Origin of the sequence: Kribbella steppae (assembly GCF_004342025.1) — a bacterium.
Classification (GTDB): Bacteria; Actinomycetota; Actinomycetes; order Propionibacteriales; family Kribbellaceae; genus Kribbella; species Kribbella steppae.
The window spans coordinates 475,551-494,757 of record NZ_SLWN01000004.1 but is presented as its reverse complement, the minus strand read 5'-3'; the positions used below and the strand labels follow the sequence as shown (position 1 = coordinate 494,757).

The following is a 19,207-nucleotide window of genomic DNA, read 5'->3' as shown; positions in this document are numbered from 1 at the left end:
GAACGATTTGCTCACTCCGTTTCCGCAGATCGTAGGCGACCCCCCGCTCACCCACACGCCTGGGTAGCTTCCCGTTATCCACAACCTGTAATCATCCGCTCCGGAGAGACTCGAAACTCCATAAACTCTCAGTCACACGTCGCCCACTGAGCGGAATGCCGGGTCAGCTATAGGGCTGGGGGATGAGATTCATCTGATGGAGGAAAGGGCTTGGGCCGTCGTAGAAGCGGCGGCCGTAGGGGTTGACGGTGAAGCCGGAATATGTGATGAGGAGGGAATCGCGGGCCCGGGTAACGGCGACGTAGAACTTGCGACGCTCTTCGGCGAGCTCCATGGAACTCCGTGCCAGCCAGGACGGGATCCGGCCCTGGTCTGCGCCGAGGATCACGACTGCATCGAACTCGAGACCCTTACAGGCGAGGGTGGTCATGATCTGCACCCGGCCGCGTCCGCTGGACCTGTTCGCCAGATCCACCAGCTCCACCGGGGCGGCAGGCCCGGAGTAGGTCGCACGGAGCGCGGCCAGGGCGGCGACGTCGTCCGGGCGACCGCCAGTCGACATCGCCGTGTCGAGCCGCAGCGCGCGGACCTGGTCGATGAAGCTGACGGCGGTGCGGTCAGGGTCCTGGTCGAGGAGACAGGCGACCAGCGATCTCTGGTTCGGGCGGTCCGCCAAAGGCCCCAGGAGCGCGCGCCACGCCGCAAGCAGTCGGCCGAGCTGCTGGCCGGAGGACTCGCGACCCAGCACCGCCCAGGCTGCCAGGCGCTCGACGAGCATCGTCGCCGGCGTCGACCGGTAATCCGCGTCCTTCACCCTGGCCGGGATACCCGCCGCCCGGAGGCCAGTGGCCGCTTCGGAGCAGAGCGCATGTGTGCTGCCAAGGACAGCGATCCGTTCGAGCGGGACCGCCGAGGCCAGACGTCGGACCTGTGCGATCGTGTGATCGATCTGATCGGCGAAACCCTGCGGCGCGAGTTCCGCCCGCACCTCTCCACCTGGCCGATTTCCGGTCAGCTCGCGATCGACGGTCAGTAGCCGCTCGGATCGCCGTACGATCTCCTCGCGACACCGGTAGTTCACGGTTAGCCGGACGACATCGACGCCGGGACGGCTCGTCAGCTCGTCGAGCAGTTCTGGACGGCTCCCGGTCCAGCCGTACACGGCCTGATCCGGGTCGCCGACAGCGAAGAGCCGACAATCCAGCGTGTCGTCAAAGCAGAGCGCCTGGACCAGGCGATCGAGTCCGGGGGCGAGATCCTGGTACTCGTCGACGTAGACCCGGGAATACCGTGTCGTCAATGTCCGCCGGACGAACTCGTGCTCCTCGACGAGCCGGACGGCGAGTGCCACCAGGCCGTCGAAGTCGGTTAGCTGTTCCTCGGCCAGCCGCTGCTCGTATAACTCCGCGACCGATCGGATGCGCGGGCCGGCCAGCTCCCACTCGGCGTCGGTGGCCAGCATCTTGCGGAATCGAGCGATCGTCGACGGGACCGCGCGGACGTCCTCGGTGTCCGGGTAAACAGCAGCGATGCAGTCGCGCATGATGGACCCGCGCTGCGCGTCGGACGCGATTACCGTCCGGTGGCCTGTGGATAGTCCGGCCGCTGCGGCGAACGGGGTGACGACGCAGTTCAGCACGAACGCGTGCACCGTTCCGACGAAGACGACCGAACCGCGCCGGGCGCCCAGTGCCTCCATCCGACGGCGCAGTTCGTCGGCGGCCGGGTTGGTCAGCGTGATGCACGCGGCGCCCTGCGGCGGTGTAATTGCCGTGGCTAAGTCGTGGGCCGCCCGGGCTGCGAGCAGCTTCGTCTTGCCACTTCCTGGCGGGGCCATGACGGCACAGCGGCGACTAGTCGAGGTGAACGCCCGCCATTGCCGCTCGTTCGTCCGCAGAGTGTCGATGGACTCGGAGAGAGCACTCATCGGCCGGCCAGGTATTCGATCGCGTCGGAGATGTACGTCGGAGTATCGAGCTCACGCTCGGCGAGTCGCTGGCCGTACCGTCCCTTGCCTCCGGCGTTGTCGATCATGTCCAGATAGTCGTCGGTAGCAGGCACGATGTCGTCGTCGATCCAGCCTTGAACGATCCCGCGGCTTCGACGCCCGCACAGGTCCATCAGGGTGGCGAGGCATTCCGCACGATTGTCGTCCGAGACCGAAAGCAGGTCGTACTCGAAGGTGTGCGTACCGACGAAGATCCCGTCGTTGGGGTCGCCGGCGACCGTACGGCGGTCGGCGATCTTCGTCGCGCGTCGCTCGCCCGCGGAGCCCCGGGAGTCCGGGTCACCGTCGGTGATGACGGCGACCGGGATGCCTAGCGTGTCGCAGAACTGGACGTAGGTGATGAAGTGCGTGCCGTGAATCGCGCAGACCGTGATGCCCAGCTTGTCCAGATCGTGCCCGATGCTCGAGGCAAGGACCGGGAGGAGGACCTGCTCCGCGTAACCTTCCACGAGCAGGACACGGCGCGCGAAGACCAGCTCGGCTCGCGTGGCGTCCAGGTACCGTCCGAGGTCGTTCCACTCGTCGTCGGTCAACTCCAGCGTCGCGGCCGATCTCGCGATCGTCCGGTCGCCACTGCGGCGAAGTACGACGAGACTCTCCGGGGGAGCGACACTGGCGATATGGGGCGAGTGCGTGGTCACCACGACCGTCCGCGATTCGCTGGAATCCGTGAACAGGCGACGGAAGAGCAGCCGCTGCAGATGCGGGTGAAGATGGGCTTCCGGCTCTTCGACCGCGAGCAGCACGTGGGCGATGTCGCCGCCCGCGAGCCGGCCCTCGAGGCCTAGTTCTAGTAACGTGAGATAGAGGACGTTGAGCGTCCCCAGACTTGCCGTTTGCAATTGCCGGTTGGCATCGCCGTCGACCATGATCTGCATACTCCGGATCAGTCGCAGCGGGTCCGGCGGTGCGACGCCAAGCCGGGTCTGCAGAGCGTGATCAGCGCCGACCATGTCTACGGTCCGCTCACCGATCTCCTTGCCAAGCTGGGCGATCGAGTCGAGTTCGTTGAGCTTGTCATTCGCGGCGGTCATGGCGGCGCGGACGTCGTCGAGATCCTCGTCGGCCGCGGCCTCAGCGGCGGTCTCAAGCAGAGCGCGTAGTGGTGACCGGCGCCAGCCGCGGATGTCCTGCTCCACATCGCGCAACGCGTGCAGATACGACACATAGAGATATTGCCGCAGGTCGTCGCCGATCCGGTTGGCTTCGTCGTCGCCGCCGAAGATAATCCAGCGGTAACCGCCGCCGTCCTGTTCGTCGTCCTTCGGTTCCCAGCGGTAGGTGAGTCGCGCGCGCATGGGCGTTCCGGTGATCAGCGCGTCGGCCAGTGCGGCGAGCGTAGCTGGCTGATCGTCGAAGTCGCTGAACTCCACGGCGATCTCGATGGTCTCGCCGTCCGCCATCGGATCCCAGCCGTCGCTGCCGTCGGTCAGTCCGTCCCAGAAGTCCTCGCGGCGGAGTCGGCGATCGGAGTTCGGCAGGGCCGGGTCGAGAACGAGCCGCAGCGCGTGCAGGAGGTTGCTCTTCCCGGCGCGGTTCTCGCCGACGATCACGCTGTTGGGTTGGAGCTGCATATCGACGTCGGCGAGATTCCGGAAGTTGCTGATGCGTAGCCGGTCGATGTGCATGCCGCCCCCTGAGTGCTTGAAGAACAAACGATAGCGGTCTCGCGCTGACGTCGCTCAGGAGGGAGATTGACAATCACCGCCAGCCAAAGCTCTCCACCCTCGGGGTTCTCAAGATGCGCGCGCATCGGCGGCCTGGCCAGGCCTTTCCTCCCCTACCTCGACCACCGAGATGCGGACTTCCGCTTGGTTCAGAACGTGAGCGAACATGCGGCCCGCGCCGTACTGCACCGACCTGCCAGTCGAGCTTCGGATCTGCGCCGTCGCTGCCGGCCTGCGACCGTGGCTTGCAGGGTCGAGAGTCACCTCCGCCCGGGGGCGGTGTGTCGACGACGAGGTTGGCTGGTTGCCTTCGTCTGGGCGTCTACTTGTGTGAGGCAACTTTGTCCGGCGGGTCGTCGGCGGGGGAGGTGGCTTGGGGGTGGCTCACGGCTGGTGGGTGTCAGCGGGAGTTAGGCGGATGATCGGGTATTGGCGGTCGGACTTGGATTGGTATTTGGCTAGGCGGGGTTGGGCGGTGGTGATGGATTGCCAGGCCTGGTCGCGGGTTGGGCCTTCGAGGGTGTGGGGCGTGACAGGGAGGGGGTCACGGCCGGGGAGGGCGATTGAGGCGTTGGTGGGGTGGGCCATCAGGTTGGCGTGCCAGTCGGGGTGCTGGCTTCCGCCACCGGAGGCGACGATGAGCCAGGCGTTCGCGCCGTCGGGGAACCAGGCCAGCGGGGTTTCGCGGGGTTCGCCGCTGCGGCGGCCGAGGGTGTTGAGGACGAGTACGTCCATGCCCATGAACTTGTCGCGGCCGGCGTGGATCTTGCGGCTGGTACGGGCGTTCATGGTCCGCTGGATCCACCGCGAGAACGTGCCGGGCGTACCGGGCTTGCGCTTGGTTGTCTGCTGGCTCTGAGTCATGGCTACCTCCACTTGGTTCGACTTGGTGTCTGTGGTGGTAACGCTACGAGTGGGCGTCCGTGGGTGCTTCTCGATTCCTGATCGATCAGTTCGGTGGGGGATCGGTGGTGGCTGCTATGTGTGTGGCTAGGTCATGGGGAAGCGGGTACGGGCGTTCGGTGGGGAGGGCGGCTTGGGCTTCTGACGGGTTCGTTTGGGACAGGTCGTGAATGTGGTGCATGGCGGTGGTGACGTCTTCGATGGAGGTGATCCAGTCGTGGACATAGTGGTGGACGGCCTTGGGGGAGAGGCCGATCTGGATGGAGCGGACCTTGGGTTGGGGTTGGAGGTGGAGAGTCTGTTCGGGGTCCCATTGGATGCGGACCGGGGAGGTCGCGAGGGCGGTGCGCCAGGATTCTTCGGACTCGTGGTGGGCGGGGTCGTAGTGGGAGAGGGTGCTGTGGGCAAGGGCCCATTCGAAGCCGGTGCGTTTGAGGTGAATGCGCAGTACCCGGGTCTGGCCCGGTTTGGTGCCCCAGCCTGAGCGGTACGCCATCCAGAGGAACGACGGCTTGATCCAGGTCATCCGGTTCAGGCCGAAGGGTGGGACGAAGGTGCCGGCGGCGAGGGCTGGTTCGGCGATCTCGGGTGCGTACGCCTGGTAGACGGCCACCGTCTCGTCGTCGAAGAGAGCGCGGATCTGGCGGTACGGCGTCGACTCCATGCGCAGATACTAGGCGCGGTGAAGCCGAGCCAGTGGGGTGATTGAGGTACGGCAGGTCTGGCTGGGTGGTGAACACCCCGCTGGTCGCGGTCGGCTGGATTGTTGTTGTCAGCAAAGGAATGTAAATGGGTTGCCGGAGCCAGGAAGGCAGTCTCATGATGCAGTTATGACTACGACCATTGGGGTTTTGCTGTTGATCGGGGTTGCCGACTGGGCGGCTCGGGGTCAGCAGCAGGGTGGTCGTTGGGAAGGATCCAGCTTCGGTCAGTTGTGACCGGGGCGCTGGTCGCCGGGTTGTTGGCTGGGTATGGGATTGCCATACCTGTCGGGCCCGTGGGGACCTATCTGGTGGCGTTGACTGCGCGGACTTCGTGGCGGGTTGGGGCTTGTGCCGCGTTGGGGATCGCGTCGGCGGACGGGATCTACGCGTTGGTGGCTGCGGTTGCCGGGTCTGCGTTGGCGCCGTTGCTCGCGCCGATCGTCGTACCGCTGCGGTGGGTTTCGGTCGCGGTGCTGCTGGCGCTTGCGGCGAGCGGTGGGATCAAGGCAGTACGGCGGTATCGGGCGCATCGCCTGACCGGGATCACCCAGGAGTTGCCGGTCGGCGCGTTGAAGGCGTACGTCGGCATGCTCGGGATGACCCTGCTGAGCCCGATGACGATGATCTACTTCGCGGCGCTCGTTCTGGGCAGTGGCTCAGCAAACAGCAACCCAGCTGAGCGCGCGGTGTTCGTGATCGCCGCGTTCGTCGCGTCGGCCAGCTGGCAACTGTTGCTCGCCGGCAGTGGCGCGTTGCTCGGGCGAGCGTTGACCGGTCACCGCGGGCGGTTGCTGACTGCGCTCGGTTCGAGTGTGGTGATCGTTGTGCTGGCCGTGCGGATGGTTGCCTAGAGCGAGCGTTCCACCGCGCCCGCCGGGTTCAGGAAGAGGAGAACCGGTGGCCCGGAGTTCGGAAGTGTGGTGGCGTAGGCCTGGAGCTGGGGCGCGTAGTACGTGACCCGGCTGTCCAACGCAGCCGCGGGGACGGCGTCCGTCTTGTAGTCGACGATGACGAGACGGCCGTCGTCCTCGCGGTAGATGAGGTCGACGAAGCCTTCGAGGATCGTGCCGTCGGGCTGTACGGCGCCGACGTACGACTCACGCCAGTGTTCGCGTACGGCGGCCCGCTTCACCACCTCGGAGGCGAGCGCGGCACGAGCCAGCGCTGCGACGACATCGGTGTACTCGAGGACGCCCTCGGCCAAGCACTGCGCGGACACAGCGGCTTCGAGGCCTGCCCCGGTCGACAGATCGACGACCTGCATCACGCCGTGGACTGCGCGGCCGATCGCGGTGCCGTAGCGGCCCTTCGACCAGGGAGGGAGCTCGAGGTCGCGGGCTGCCTTGGCGGTGCCGGGATCGACGTCGGTCAATGCGACATCCGGGCCGGTTCCTTCCAATCCGGACGCGCTCTGGGCCGAGCGCCGACGGCTCGCCGACCGGGCTGTGGCGATGCGGGATTCCCAGTCGGAGCGGGCGATCGGCGGGGTGATGTCCGCCGTCGTGCGCGGCTCGCGCTCGACCGGAGGCGGGCTGGCGAACAGGGTGGCGTGCGGAGCCTCGACACCGCCGGCGGAGGCGAGGAGCTCGGCGTTGCTGGAGTGACGCCGGTTGCCGGAGCGGTGCAGCGAGACCACCAGGTGGTCGCGCGCTCGGGTGGCGGCGACGTACAGCAGGCGGCGGCGTTCGTACTCGTCCATCTGCTCGTCGACCGGCTGGACGAGATCGAAGTCCTCGGTCTGCACCGACGACTTGAGCTTCACCGCGTAGCCGCCGTCCGGCGGCCAAAGCACCTGGACGCCGCGTTGGCGGTTCGGCGCGGCGGTCATGCCGGACAGGATCACGATCGGGAACTCCAGGCCCTTAGCGGCATGGATCGTCATCACGCGTACGGCGTCCGCGTCAGTCTCGGGCAACACCGCCTCCGCGACCCGTGAAGCCTCTTCACCTTGGTGCGCGGCCCAGGCGAGGTACGAACGCAGGCCGCCGTGCTCCACCTCGGACCATGCCCGCGCCTGATCGATCACGAACCGGACCCGGCGCCACGCATCCCGCGCCCGCGGCCCCATCGCAGCCACCTCGAGCATGCGGCGGTCGGCGACGATCTTCGCCAGGACTTCGCTCGGGGTGAGCCAGCGCGCGGCCTTGTAGGTGCTCCAAAGCCACGAGAGAGCCTCGCCGACCGGGTGGGTCAACAGTCCGTCGGGGATGGGCGCGGTCAGGTTGAACGAGCCACCGGATCGCTTCCAGACATAGAGATCGTCGTCGCCACAGCCGAACAACGGCGAGCGCAGCGTGGTGACGAGCGCGAGCTGATCGCTCGGGTCGCCGAGAGCGCGAGCACAGGCGAGAAGGTCGCGGACTTCGGCGGTCTGGTAGACGAGTGAGCTGGCCTCGGCACGGTAGGGGATGTCTGCGCGATCCAGGGCGTCCTCGAGGAACGGCAGCGACGTACGGGCTGGAACCAGTACGGCGATGTCGCCGGCTTCCGCGGGACGCCAGCGGTGGGTGCGGTCGTCGTACACCAGCCAGCCGTTGGTCAACGCCTGCTCGACGACGGCGGCGACGTCGCCGGCCTCGCGCTCGCGGAGGACGGACGCCTGCGCGCGAGGCAGATCGGCGTGCGGCTCGGCGCCGAGGATGGTGACGGCGGGACCCGAGATGGCCTCGTCGTAGTCACCGAGATCAGGGGCATCCGCGCTCGGCGCCTCGTCGGAGCTCCGCCGGAAGGGCAGGACGGTCGCCAGGTCACCAACCCCGTCGGGCGAGGCGGGCGAGTCGTCAAGATCGCCGAGCAGTGAGAGCTGATCGCCGCTGACGTCGGCAGGTGGAGGCGACGCCACCGGGGCCGGACGAGACGACGGCCCACTGCGGTGAGGAGACAGCGCCTGGTACGACGGCTGGGCCGCCTCCTGGGCCTGGATCAGCGACCCGAACACCGTGTTGATCCAGTCCAGGACCGGCGACACCGTCCGGAAATTGGTGGTCAGGGCCACCGTCTCGCCGAGCAGGTCCTGCGCCGTCAGGTACGTCGCGATGTTCGCCCGCCGGAACCGGTAGATCGACTGTTTCGGGTCCCCGACCACGAACAGCCGCCCCTCCGGCACCACCACCTCACGCCAGTCCTCGGCGACCGCCTCCGCACCACCCGCGATCCGCACCGCCAGCTCGATCTGGATCGGATCGGTGTCCTGGAACTCGTCCAGTAGCAACCGCTCGAACCGCTCCTGCAACGCCGACCGCACAGACGCATCCCGCCGCAGCAGATCCCGCGCCAGCACCAGCAGATCGTGGAACTCCAACCGCCCCTCGGCCCGCCGCAGCTCCGCCGACTCCAGCACCCGCTCCGCGATCCAATGCGAAAGATGCCGGAGGCAAGCATCCAGCAGCAGCTCGACCAACGACCCGGCGACCTCGACCACTTCGGTGCAGTCGCCGCGCACTTTGTTGATGTCGGGCCAGTTCTCCTTGCGGCCGATCCGGCCGACCTTCAGCCCGCGCAACGTCTGCAGGATCGCCAGCTGCGTCTCCTGGTCGGTCGCGGCGTTCAGCATCACCCCGAGCTCACGGATCTGCTGCACCTTCGGCAGCAGTCGGTCGTCAGGATCCACACATGAAACGGCCACCCCGCCGATCTGCGCGGCCGCGGCGACCAACCCGTTGAGATCCGGCATCGACACCAACTCGGGCGGATCGACCAGCACACGCTCGGAGATCAGGTCCCAGTCGTTCCCGAACAAGCGCGCCAGCGACCGCAGATGCTTCAGCTCGACCCCGACCGCCATCGCAAGCAGCAACGGCTCCGCGATCGAGTCGTCGTCCAGCAACTGCTGCTGCAACTCGGACCAGCGTTCCTCGAAGGCTACGGACGACCCGACCTCATCCAGTACGTCGATCAGCGGGGGCAACCCGGCCTCGATCGGATGCGCGAGCAGGAGCTGCTGCGCGAACGCATGCAACGTCCCGATCGACGCCGAGTCGAGGTCGTCCAACGCTGCATCCGCCAGACGACTGGCCGGCCCCTTCCGCGCCTTCTCGAACTCGACCCGCAACCGATCCCGCAGCTCCGCCCCGGCCTTCTCGGTGAAGGTCACCGCCGCGATCGTCCGCAGCGGTACGCCGTCCCGCAGCACCAACGTGGTCACCCGGTCGACGAGCGCATGCGTCTTCCCCGACCCGGCCCCGGCCTCGACGAACAGGGTCGCCGACGTATCCGACTGGATCCGCTCCCGAGCCGCCCCGTCCAGCAACTGCTCACTCATCGCCGGTCTCCTCGAACACCGCGGGATCGATCAATCGGACCAAGCGAGCAAGTGTCGGATCATGCCGTTTCCGATCCCATCGCGCCCGCACTTCACTGTGGCCGATCCCATCCGGGTTGCAGTACGGGCACTGCACCCACAGGAAGTCCGGCACCTCGGGCGCCTTGGGTGGGAAGTGCCCGGCCGCGATCGACGACACGATCACATCGAGCGTCTCGACGTACCGGGCCTCGACCTCGGGCGTCAGCGGGACCGGGATCCGTTTCCCGCCCTTGCGGACGAACCAGTACGACGCCTCGACCGGTGTGGACGGTTCACCGAGCCGCGCGCGAGCGGCGTACGCGTAGACAGGCAGCTGCAGCTTCGTCCCGCCGGCCACCGGATCGGACTCGATCGCCTCGTACCGCGAGAAGCCGCCCGTCTTCACGTCCGTGACATAGATGGTCCCGTCCCGCCCGAGGTCCACCTTGTCCGCGCTCCCGCGGAGCAGCACGCGACCCGACGGCACCGGGATCTCGACCGGCGGCTCACCGTCGAACCCGAACCGCAACTCCGAAGCAACCACCGACGCGTCCCGGTCAGCCCGCCAACCGTCGTCGTCGTTCAGCAGCACCATCAGGTCGCCGAGGATCCGTAGCCGCTCCCGCTGCCACAACCGTGGATGCCCGGTCAGCCCTTCCGCCTCGAACTGGGCTGCAAGATCCGCACCGATTGCCAGCAGCAACGACCGCTGGTCCGCCGACCATGCCTCGCCGTACGCCGGTAGCGAGCCGGCCAATCGCGACACGAACGCGTCCAGGCTGTTGTGGATCAGATTCCCCACCTGCAACGGCGAGATGACGAGCAGATCCTCGGGCGACTCCAGCGGCTGCACCTGAAGCAGCCGCTCGACGAAGTACGCGTGCGGGCAGGTCGCATACGCCTCCAGCGACGTCGGCGACGCGATCCGATCCTCCACCGCGTACTCCGGCAGCCCCGACACCCCGGACAGATCCCCGTCGAAGCGGGTGAACGCGTTGCTCCCGCGGCCGCGCAGCAGCTCACGCGCGCGAACCACGACCGCGTCGTCCAGCCACAGCCGTGCCGACACCGCGCGGACCTGCCACTCCTGCTCGGTCGCCGGCATGGTTGCCGTCGTCAACGATCCCGCGTACGACGCCGACGTCAGCAGCCCGTCGCCGTACTCGGCCTGGTCCCACTGCGTCGCGGCGAGCGCGTGATCGCCGGTCAACGAGCGAAGCGTCCCCAGCAACCACCGGGTCGGAAGTCGCCGCGACGATCGACGCAGGTCACCCCGCGGGAACGACGCCACCACCTTCCGCGACCCGGCCGAGAACGCGGCCAGCAGATGCCGCTGCTTCTCGTCCAGCCGATCCCGGAACGACGCCAACTCGGGCGCAGCCGCCTCCCGAACCCGATGGGGGAGTAGCGCGTCCTCGTGCACGCGTCCCGGATACAGATCCTCCGACAGACCCACGACGTACACGATGTCCGCCGACAACCCGACACTCGCCGACAGCGGAGCCACCAATACGCCGGTGCCGAACGTCCCGACACGGGGGAGCGACTGTTGCAGCTCGAGATCCAGTACGTCGCGCAGCACCGTCAGGCTGGCCGGCGTACCGAGCTCGTCCAACGTAGACAGGCCCTTCAACGAGCTCTCAACCGCAACCGCCGCGTACTGCTCCTCGATCGGCAGGGACGAGTAGTCACCCAGCAGATCGTGGAAAAGCTGCAGCACGCCGCCGGCCAGCTCGGACCACGTCTCCAGTACGGCGATCGCGTTCAACCGGCGGCGAAGCTCCGACGCGAACGCATGCAGGCTCTCGGCCTTGGCCGCGTTGTACTGCGCGCGCCGGATCGCTGCGGGCCGTGGATCCTCGGCCGCTTCCTCCTGATTCGCGGTACGGCGCTCGGACTCGGCGTACCGCGCCAGCCGCGAATCCCAGTCGTCACCGCGAACCACACCGGCGACGCGAGACATGCGCTCCCACTGTGGAACCGGGATGCGCTCACCGGTGAAGTCGCGGGTCGGCGCGTTCGCCAGCGCGCGGAAGACGTCGGCGCGGGGGAGATCCTGGTCGACGAGCGCGAGCACCTCGAGCAGCGTCCGGGCAATCGCGCGTTCGTGAACCGGCCGGGTCCCTGGACCGTTGACCTCGATGCGGGCGGCGGCGAGGTGCTCGTGCAGGAGTCGTGCGTATGGCGTCGTGGCCGAGTACAAGACGGCGATGCGATGAGCCGGCGTGCGCTCGAGGGACGCGACGACATCGCGCACGACGCAGCGGACCTCGTCGTCGGCGTCGGATGCGTTCAGGACCTCGGTCGCGACCGGGTAGTTCTTCGCGATCGACGGTGGTAGGTCGATCCCGATCCGTTCCAGGGAACGGCGGACGGCGCGGTCGGCACGACGTACGTCGGTCAGGCCGACGATCACCGTGAGGTCGGCCGCGGCGCTGCCGAGCGCCTCGACGAAGGCGGCCTCGGTCTGGGTGAGCTCTTGCGGGAGGTAGAGGACGAGAGCGCCGAGCTCGGCTACGAGAGCAGGGTCGGCGGTGACGCGCGACGACGCGGCTCGGAGGAGGTCGGTCTCGTCGTACCACTCAGGCGCGAGCTCGGACGTGACGTACCGGTGCAGGCGGACGATGTCCGGGCCGAGTGCGGAGGCGTTGGCGACCTGCTCGAGGGCGGGGTCGGTGAGGTCGCGAAGCTCCCGGTGGGCTGAGGCAAGCGCTTGGATGGTGGACGGGTGCTCGGCGACGTCCTGGAAGATGCCGGGCGCTTTGGACAAGGCCGTCCGCCAGGTCGCCGCCACGATCGGCCGGGTCGCCGGCCGCCGCGGTGACAGCGCACCCGCAGCCAACTGCTCCGCCAAGCGACCCAAGGTCCCCAGATACAGCCCGGCGATCCCGGTCAGGGCGAGATGGCGGCGGGCAATGACGCCGGAGAGGTTGTTCGGCAGGAGCAGGGTGACAGGCTTCATCGGATCGTCGGCCTTGAGCCGCGCGATGACGGCACGCAGGCACTCCAGCGCGGCCGCTCCGTAGGCCGTCGTCTCGATCCGGGTCTCGCTCACCATTCCCCCCATCCTCGATCAGCGCAGCCTCAACTGTCACCGCAGACGCTAAACCTTGCCACGGACAGAAAGATGACGGGGCGCGAAACGCCAAGGTTTCTGCAGGCGGCGCGATCCGCTCGGACAATGAAGGAATGACCAGGGAGACGTCGATCGCGCGGGTGTTGCTCGTGCTCGTCTTCGCGCCCGCCGGCGGTCTGTTCGGCAAGGCGGTGGCCGAGGCCGCGCAGGGCCGGCAGTGGTGGCCGTGGCTGCTCGCGGCGCTGGTCTGGCTGGTGGTGACCGGGCTGGTCTCGGTGGCGGTGACGAACCATTTCGACGAGCACAGATAATGCTCCGATGGCCGCCGCGGTGCATCACATCGAGATCTGGGTCCCGGACCTGTCCCGGGCACTGAACAGTTGGGGCTGGGTCCTCAACCGGCTGGGCTGGAAGGACGGTGACGGCTGGCCCGGCGGGATGACCTGGACCGCGCCCGACGGCAGCTATGTCGTGGTGGAGCAGAGCCCGGCGATGTCGGCCGACGAACACGACCGGCTCCGTCCCGGGATGAATCACCTCGCGCTCAACGCAGCCGGCCGGGCCGAGGTCGACGCGCTCGTTGCGGAGGCAACCAAGCACGGCTGGACACTGATGTTCGCCGACCGCCACCCGTACGCCGGCGGCCCGCAGCATTACGCCGCCTTCCTGCACAACGACGACGGCTACGAGCTCGAGATCGTCGCCCCCGACTGATACGTGAGACTACTGATGCCTGGAGTGACGCCAGGGACTGGTGGTGTGACATGGTTACTCCAGGCAAGGTGTGTCGCGGGGCAGAAGTGGAAGGACGGTGCTCGTGACGGAGAAGCCTGACGGGGGAAGTACGCCCGGACCGGCTTCGCGCTCCGCGCGGACGACGGAATCAGCACCGGAGCTCCTGGAAGCCCGGATCCGTGGTCTCCAACACGCGCTGGGGCAGTTGCTGGAGAACGCCCGCAGGCTGACGTACGGCGAGCATCAGCGGGCCGTGCAGTTGCATCGTCAGCTGCAGGAACAGACCGCGATCGCCCGACGCGAGTCACGCGGCCTGGTCGACGCCAAGACCGCCGAGGCGCTGGCGACCGCCGAGCCGAAGGCGCGCCTGCTTGCGGATCGACTCGCACCCGGACTCGGGTCCATCCCGCCGAACGACGCGCGCTGGCGTTCGCGGCAACTGGTCGGCGCGGGCATTCCGTCGTACGTGCGGATCGGCGAGCTCGAGCCCGGTACGCCGGTCGCCGCGCCGCTGCTGCGGACCAATGGGTGGAAGGTCAGCGCGGATCGCAACGAGTCGGCCCGCAGACTCCTGCAGAGTGTGGCGATGCGGCTGGTCGCGGCCGCCGAACCCTTTCGGCTAAGGATCGACGCGTTCGACCCTCGACTGACCGGCACGATGGGGTTGCTCGGTCACCTGACCACGAAGTATCCGCAATTGGTGCCTAGGGCAACGCATACCGCGGAGCAGTTGCACGCGGTGCTGTCCGGGCTGGTCGACGTCTCGTCGTTGCGCGCCAGCCGGCAGGCGCAACTCGGGCACAAACGGTTCGAGGACCTGATCCGAGAGACGGGCCGGGTCACTGATCCCTATCGGGTGGTTGTGCTGTTCGACTACCCGTCCGGCATCGACACGCTCGCCCAGCGCGACCTGCTCCGGCTGGCAGCGACCGGCGGCGAGCGCGGCATCTGCTTCCTGGTCCACCACGACCCGTCGATGACGCCGGAGAACGACGTCGACACCAAGCAGTTGCTCGATCTGCTCACACCTGTTGCCATCACCAACGAAAAGGTGGAGATCGCCCAACTTCCCGGCGTATCGGCGAAACTCGATCCACCGTTCGACGCGAATGTTGCCACTGGCATCTGTGATGTGGTGGCCGAGCTGGCCGAGATCGCCGTACTGCCGACGATCGAATTCAACCGGACGTTGCCGGACCGCTCGACCTGGTGGCAACCGGTCACGGATGAGCTCAGCACAGTGATCGGGTACGACGACCGCACACCGGCGCTGGTGCGGTTGCGTAGTGGGAACCCCGCCCTGCCGCACGTCCTCGTCGGTGGCGCGGTCGGTCAGGGCAAGTCGAACCTGCTGCTCGTGATGATCCACGGCCTCGCCGCGCGCTACGACCCGGCCGACCTGGAGATGTACCTGCTCGACTTCAAGCATGGTGTCGAGTTCTCCGCGCTCGGTCCGGCGACGGAACGGGAGCACTGGCTGCCACATGTACGTGTGCTTGGCATCCATAGTGATCGTGCATTTGGACTTGCTGTACTACGACACTTGTCTGACGAGTTGGCACGTCGTAGCGAGATCTTCAAGTCACATGGCAACGTCGCAGACATCGCCGAGCTCGCGCCCGGACCCGATCGACCGCCGCGCATCCTCGTCGTACTGGATGAGTTCCAGGTGCTGCTCGAGGATGATGACGAGCTCGCCGACGAGGCGGCCAAGTTGCTCGAGCGGCTGGTTCGGCTGGGACGCGCGTACGGCGTCCACGTCGTCCTCGCGACGCAGACGATCGAGGGAGTCAAGCGGCTGTCGACGCGACGCGACTCGATCTTTGGTCAAGTGCCTTACCGGATCGCATTGAAGACAACTCCCGCTGACGCACAAGCGATCCTGCGGAACGGGAACACCGCGGCGTCGGAGCTGCAGTTCCGCGGCGAGGCGGTGCTGAACGCGAACTTCGGCTCGCCGGACGACAACCAACACGTGCTGGTCAGCTTCGCGGACAAGCCGGTGCTGGACGACTTGCGCCGTGAGCTGTGGGTCAAGTCGGGTACGACGCATCCGCCGCGGGTGTTCCATCTCGCCGAGCCGGCGCGACTCGCGGACACGGCGGCCGCCGTGCAGCCTGAGCTGGGTCGGCCGTGGACCGGATTGCCGATCGCGGTGACGGAGGCGCCGGTGCCGGTCGAGGTACGGCCCGAGCCAGGAGCCGGCGTACTCGTGCTGGGGGACGGCCCGACCGACGCACTCGGCGTACTGAGCGGTCTCGCCTTCTCGGCCGCGGCCGCAGCGGTGGACCCACCGCGCTTCATCTTCATGGACGGCACCAACTCGTCGCCGGAGGTTGCCGACGGCAAGGGTGCGTTGGTCCAGGCGTTGCGGCAGCTGGGCTGCGAGGTCGAGACGGTCGACAAGCACGACGACATCGCGCCGCGGCTGTTCTCGCTGCGGGACACGGTGCGGCACGGGCATGTCAGCGGGGAGACCTATCTGCTCGGGTTCGGGTTCCATGGGGTGCCGCGGATGCAGCTTCACGCGGACGGGTTCTTCGAGAGCCCCGCGAACGCGTTGCAGGACATCGTCCGCGACGGGCCCGCGCAGGGTCTCGTCACCTTTGGCTGGTGGAACCGGCTGCACGTGTGCACCGAGCATCTCGGGTATGGGCGTGCCAACGTGGCGACCCACCTCTTCTTGAGGCACCCGCAGGACGGCGTACGGGCAGTCTGTGGACCACTGGTGCGATGGGCGTCCGAACCACACCGCGCGCTCCTGTGGGACGGGCTGCACCCTGAGGCCCAAGTCGTCGTACCGTTTGCCGCACTGCGGGCCGACGAGGTGGACCGCGCGGTGGAGCTGGTACGGCGATGAAGACGGAAGAGCAAGAGTGGGCGGAGTACGCGCGGGCATTGCGGCAGGTCGCAGGAGCCCGTGCGGACGCGCAGCAGGCGCAGGACCGGTTGACGGCGCACAAGTCCAAGGCGGAAGCCACGGCACTGGCTGAGGCCGACGCGATGGCCGAGCGCGGTCGGAAGGTGGAGGCTCGGCTGAACGCACTGGCCGAGCAGGCAGCGTCCAGTCTGCAGCGCGCCGGCCTTCCCGCCGAGGGCAAGCGGGTGAACGTCGCCTTCACGGAGATCCGCGGGCTGACCGACCTGGAAGCGGCGGCGGCCCGGCTGACCAAGCAGCTCGGCGAGGCCGTCGACGAGCTGGAACAGGTCCGTGCGGAGGCCCGGGCTGAGCAGGACCGGCGCAGGCGTCGTACGATCAGCGCCGCCCTGACGCTCGTTGGGTTCGTGGTGGTGTGGGCGGCCACGCGGTCGTTCCTGGCCGGAGTCGAGGCTGCTGCCATCGCCGCGGTCACGATGCTGGCGGCGTCGCGGGTGCTCGGACTGCCGCGGCTCCCCGGCGCCCGGTGGTGGGGCTGGGGTGGTGCGGTCGTGGTCGTCGCGGTGATGGCATCCGGGCTGCCTTGGTGGCTGGCGATCCTGGTACCGGTGATCGTGTCCGGTACGGCGATCGTGCTGCCGAAGAAGCGTCGTTGAGGGAAGAGGGTCAAGGTGTCTGATGTACAGCGGCTCAAGGAACAGCTGCACCAGGTCTCGATGGAGGCCAAGCAGGCAGCGGGCGGCCTGGCCGGTTTCAAGCTGCGCTTCACCCAGCACAGTCAGCAGGTGGAGAGCCTGATCGCCGGTACGGCAACCGGCGTCGACCGGGACATCTCGGAGATCCTGGACGCGGCCGGAAAGGCGGTCGAACAGGCCGCCGAGGCCCTGGAGATCGCCTCGGCCGGATGCAAGAGCTACGCCGACCAGATCTGAGCTATGTCGTCAGACCTGCAGCGGGTCGCGCGCGGTCTCGTCGACTGCCTTGACGAGGTGCCGCAGGTGGTCCAGCACCTGCAGCGCACCGCCGACCGATGCCGCGAGAACGCCCAGGTCGCTCTGATGGCGTCCCAAGGCCGGGCCACGGTCGCGGCCCAGCAACTCGACGCGGCCGCCCGCGCCTGCGAGGCCGCCGCCCACTACTTGTCGATGGCGCCGCCGAAAGCCCGCGCCTGGGCCGAGCGCCTGATCGGCGACGGCCGTACGACGGACCGCCCCTCGAGCGACTCCGCCGACCGCAACAAAGCCACCGGCGGCACCGGCGACCTCGCCGAACGCGACGCAAAGGGCCGCACCAAGCGCCTCACCGCCACCTTCGAAGACCTGGACCTCCCCGAAGACAACGAACCACCCCTCATCACAGTCGCCCGCAAGGCCTTTGAGAAGTTCCGCAAGACCCAGGAAAGGGAAGAGGAGAACCGGGACCTCCCCGAGGACCCGCTCGAGGTAGAGATCGTGGTCAGCGAAACCGGCGAGATCGTCATCGAGGAAGAAGACGAGAAAGACCGCAAGGAACGTGAACAACGCGAGGACCGAGCCACGGGCGACCTAGGCATCGAGGTCGACCTGACCGAAGCCGTGCAGGAACTCCTCGCCGCCATGTCCGAGTCCGCGGACCAGACCTGGGACCACGCCCGTTTGACCATCACCCCCGAGCTTGTCGAAGCCACCTTCGACTACCCCGAGAACCACCCCCAACCCATCGTCGTAGACATCAACCTCCCCGACCTCCCCAAGCCCGCCCCCTTCGACTTCGACCCAGCCTTCGACCTCCGCCCCCTCGGCCCCGACTTCGCCCCAGGCATCCACGATCCGCTGCGTTCCTTCGAGCCAAAGGAACGGGCGATCGCGGAGGTGCTCGAGCGAAAGGGCTGGCGGATCGACGCACGAGTGCCCGACCACGACACGCTCCACAAGAAGAATCCGGACGCAGCAGTTCGGAAGAACGACTCCGACGAAGGGCTGATTGTCGAGTTCAAGACGCTCAGAAAGGCGTCGCAGGCAGCGGTGAAACGCAACATGCACGAGGCTACCGACCAGGCCACACAGGATCGCCCCCACGGGGAGGTCGTCATCGACGGCCGGAATGTGGGGTTGTCGGAGTACACGGCACAGCGCGCCTATCGCAGGGCTCTTGGTCAGCCTGGCAAGACCGTCGCCGACATCGTTCATGTCATTCTCGGTGACGGGCGAATGGTCACTTTCACAAAGGAGCAGTGATGTCCACCAGCGACAACGTATTTCTGGCCGCGATTGAGCCCGTCGATCAGGTCGCGCAGTGGCTGGCCGACGCGCTCGACCTGGAGCCGATCCAGGCTTCGGACCTGGTGGAGGGCGAGTACCTGTTTCGTGGCAACGCACGCACAGCTGAGGGCGAGCTCGTCGTTCTCGTGGCGCGGAATGGATACGTCGAGGTCGACCCGGAGCCGGAAGACGTCCAGGCACTTGATCCGTACCCCATCGACGTCCAGATCCGGCTGCTGGGACGCAAAGACGAGGATCTACAGTTGCGCGAGACCCAGGCCGTCTTCAGCGCACTGGTTGAGTCGCGGCCGGACATCGCCATGCTGCTGGTGCATAACCTTGACACGCTGGTCGCGGCGCACCTGCCAGGGACGGGCACACACACGTTCGACGAGTCGATCAGCCCGGACGCCCCCGACATCGATATCTGGCGCCCGTGGGTCGTCAGTTGATCGTGCGGACCCGCGCCACGGCGTGCCGGTCGAACACCAGTGCGAAGTCGTCTGGTGAGTCGCGATAGGCCGCGATGAGTTCGGCGTCGGTACGGCGTCCGTTGCCCGTCTGCAGGTCCGCCGGGGAGCCGTCGGTAGTTCGGTCACACCGGTCATTGCCCGTTGCGTTCCTGACCGGTCCCACCCCATCTGACGAGCGTGACACCGATCAGGCCCAGGACACCCGGAATATTCTGCTGAAGTTGCGTCATGAAGTGCTGTG

Annotated in this window: 15 protein-coding genes; 8 read left to right on the top strand and 7 right to left on the bottom strand. The window is 67.5% G+C overall.

Features of this window, described 5'->3' with window-relative positions; all coding sequences use genetic code 11:
• Window positions 1-163 precede the first annotated feature (163 nt).
• The 4 genes from EV652_RS14350 to EV652_RS14335 form a co-directional block, all read right to left on the bottom strand.
• Entirely contained in the window at window positions 164-1,927 is a 1,764-nt protein-coding gene (locus tag EV652_RS14350; RefSeq protein WP_132209582.1) for an ATP-dependent helicase, read from the bottom strand.
• Window positions 1,924-3,636 (bottom strand): ATP-dependent nuclease, encoded by a 1,713-nt coding sequence (locus tag EV652_RS14345; protein ID WP_132209581.1) that lies wholly within the window; start codon window positions 3,634-3,636, stop codon window positions 1,924-1,926. Before EV652_RS14345 ends, EV652_RS14350 begins: the two co-directional genes overlap by 4 nt.
• 423 nt (window positions 3,637-4,059) lie before the next feature.
• Window positions 4,060-4,539 carry a nitroreductase family deazaflavin-dependent oxidoreductase gene (locus EV652_RS14340; RefSeq protein ID WP_132209580.1) on the bottom strand — a complete coding sequence of 160 codons (480 nt, stop codon included), beginning with the start codon at window positions 4,537-4,539 and terminating at the stop codon, window positions 4,060-4,062.
• A gap of 85 nt (window positions 4,540-4,624) precedes the next feature.
• Entirely contained in the window at window positions 4,625-5,242 is a 618-nt protein-coding gene (locus EV652_RS14335; RefSeq protein ID WP_132209579.1) for a DUF4291 domain-containing protein, read from the bottom strand.
• A gap of 270 nt (window positions 5,243-5,512) precedes the next feature.
• On the opposite strand from EV652_RS14335, the gene EV652_RS14330 reads away from it, so the two are divergent.
• Window positions 5,513-6,133 carry a LysE family transporter gene (locus EV652_RS14330; RefSeq protein ID WP_132209578.1) on the top strand — a complete coding sequence of 207 codons (621 nt, stop codon included), beginning with the start codon at window positions 5,513-5,515 and terminating at the stop codon, window positions 6,131-6,133.
• Here EV652_RS14330 and EV652_RS14325 read toward each other — a convergent pair.
• A complete protein-coding gene (locus EV652_RS14325; protein ID WP_132209577.1) occupies window positions 6,130-9,543 on the bottom strand; it encodes a UvrD-helicase domain-containing protein in 3,414 nt (1,137 codons plus the stop codon). The genes EV652_RS14330 and EV652_RS14325 overlap by 4 nt on opposite strands.
• Window positions 9,536-12,622: a PD-(D/E)XK nuclease family protein gene (locus tag EV652_RS14320; protein WP_242001754.1), complete on the bottom strand. Its 3,087-nt coding sequence runs from the start codon at window positions 12,620-12,622 to the stop codon at window positions 9,536-9,538. The genes EV652_RS14325 and EV652_RS14320 overlap by 8 nt, the downstream gene beginning before the upstream one ends.
• Before the next feature lie 131 nt (window positions 12,623-12,753).
• Here EV652_RS14320 and EV652_RS14315 point away from each other — a divergent pair, with 131 nt between their 5' ends.
• The 7 genes from EV652_RS14315 to EV652_RS14285 all read left to right on the top strand — a co-directional run bounded on the left by EV652_RS14315 (window position 12,754) and on the right by EV652_RS14285 (window position 18,945).
• The gene (locus EV652_RS14315) at window positions 12,754-12,951 is read left to right on the top strand and encodes a hypothetical protein (RefSeq protein ID WP_132209576.1); all 198 of its coding nucleotides are present in this window, start codon (window positions 12,754-12,756) and stop codon (window positions 12,949-12,951) included.
• A gap of 7 nt (window positions 12,952-12,958) precedes the next feature.
• Window positions 12,959-13,354, top strand: coding sequence for a VOC family protein (locus EV652_RS14310; RefSeq protein WP_132209575.1), 396 nt, complete (start codon window positions 12,959-12,961; stop codon window positions 13,352-13,354).
• Window positions 13,355-13,457: 103 nt separating this feature from the next.
• Window positions 13,458-16,235 carry an FtsK/SpoIIIE domain-containing protein gene (locus EV652_RS14305; RefSeq protein ID WP_132209574.1) on the top strand — a complete coding sequence of 926 codons (2,778 nt, stop codon included), beginning with the start codon at window positions 13,458-13,460 and terminating at the stop codon, window positions 16,233-16,235.
• Window positions 16,232-16,909, top strand: a complete 678-nt coding sequence (locus EV652_RS14300; protein WP_132209573.1) for a hypothetical protein — start codon at window positions 16,232-16,234, stop codon at window positions 16,907-16,909. Before EV652_RS14305 ends, EV652_RS14300 begins: the two co-directional genes overlap by 4 nt.
• A 15-nt stretch (window positions 16,910-16,924) precedes the next feature.
• On the top strand, window positions 16,925-17,185 hold the full coding sequence (locus EV652_RS14295) for a hypothetical protein (RefSeq protein WP_132209572.1): 261 nt from the start codon (window positions 16,925-16,927) through the stop codon (window positions 17,183-17,185).
• Window positions 17,186-17,188: 3 nt separating this feature from the next.
• Window positions 17,189-18,469, top strand: coding sequence for a hypothetical protein (locus tag EV652_RS14290; RefSeq protein ID WP_132209571.1), 1,281 nt, complete (start codon window positions 17,189-17,191; stop codon window positions 18,467-18,469).
• Window positions 18,469-18,945, top strand: a complete 477-nt coding sequence (locus EV652_RS14285) for a hypothetical protein (RefSeq protein ID WP_132209570.1) — start codon at window positions 18,469-18,471, stop codon at window positions 18,943-18,945. Before EV652_RS14290 ends, EV652_RS14285 begins: the two co-directional genes overlap by 1 nt.
• Here the strand turns inward: EV652_RS14285 and EV652_RS14280 are convergent.
• Complete coding sequence (locus EV652_RS14280; protein WP_132209569.1) at window positions 18,938-19,129, bottom strand: hypothetical protein; 192 nt, start codon at window positions 19,127-19,129, stop codon at window positions 18,938-18,940. The two genes, EV652_RS14285 and EV652_RS14280, sit on opposite strands and share 8 nt — an antisense overlap.
• Window positions 19,130-19,207: the final 78 nt, after the last annotated feature.

Bases quoted from the DNA above. Each gene is read 5' to 3' on its own strand.
- EV652_RS14350 (WP_132209582.1), bottom strand. From the start codon at position 1,927: ATGAGTGCTCTCTCCGAGTCCATCGACACTCTGCGGACGAACGAGCGG.
- EV652_RS14345 (WP_132209581.1), bottom strand. From the start codon at position 3,636: ATGCACATCGACCGGCTACGCATCAGCAACTTCCGGAATCTCGCCGAC.
- EV652_RS14340 (WP_132209580.1), bottom strand. From the start codon at position 4,539: ATGACTCAGAGCCAGCAGACAACCAAGCGCAAGCCCGGTACGCCCGGC.
- EV652_RS14335 (WP_132209579.1), bottom strand. From the start codon at position 5,242: ATGGAGTCGACGCCGTACCGCCAGATCCGCGCTCTCTTCGACGACGAG.
- EV652_RS14325 (WP_132209577.1), bottom strand. From the start codon at position 9,543: ATGAGTGAGCAGTTGCTGGACGGGGCGGCTCGGGAGCGGATCCAGTCG.
- EV652_RS14320 (WP_242001754.1), bottom strand. From the start codon at position 12,622: ATGGTGAGCGAGACCCGGATCGAGACGACGGCCTACGGAGCGGCCGCG.
- EV652_RS14315 (WP_132209576.1), top strand. From the start codon at position 12,754: ATGACCAGGGAGACGTCGATCGCGCGGGTGTTGCTCGTGCTCGTCTTC.
- EV652_RS14310 (WP_132209575.1), top strand. From the start codon at position 12,959: ATGGCCGCCGCGGTGCATCACATCGAGATCTGGGTCCCGGACCTGTCC.
- EV652_RS14300 (WP_132209573.1), top strand. From the start codon at position 16,232: ATGAAGACGGAAGAGCAAGAGTGGGCGGAGTACGCGCGGGCATTGCGG.
- EV652_RS14290 (WP_132209571.1), top strand. From the start codon at position 17,189: ATGTCGTCAGACCTGCAGCGGGTCGCGCGCGGTCTCGTCGACTGCCTT.
- EV652_RS14285 (WP_132209570.1), top strand. From the start codon at position 18,469: ATGTCCACCAGCGACAACGTATTTCTGGCCGCGATTGAGCCCGTCGAT.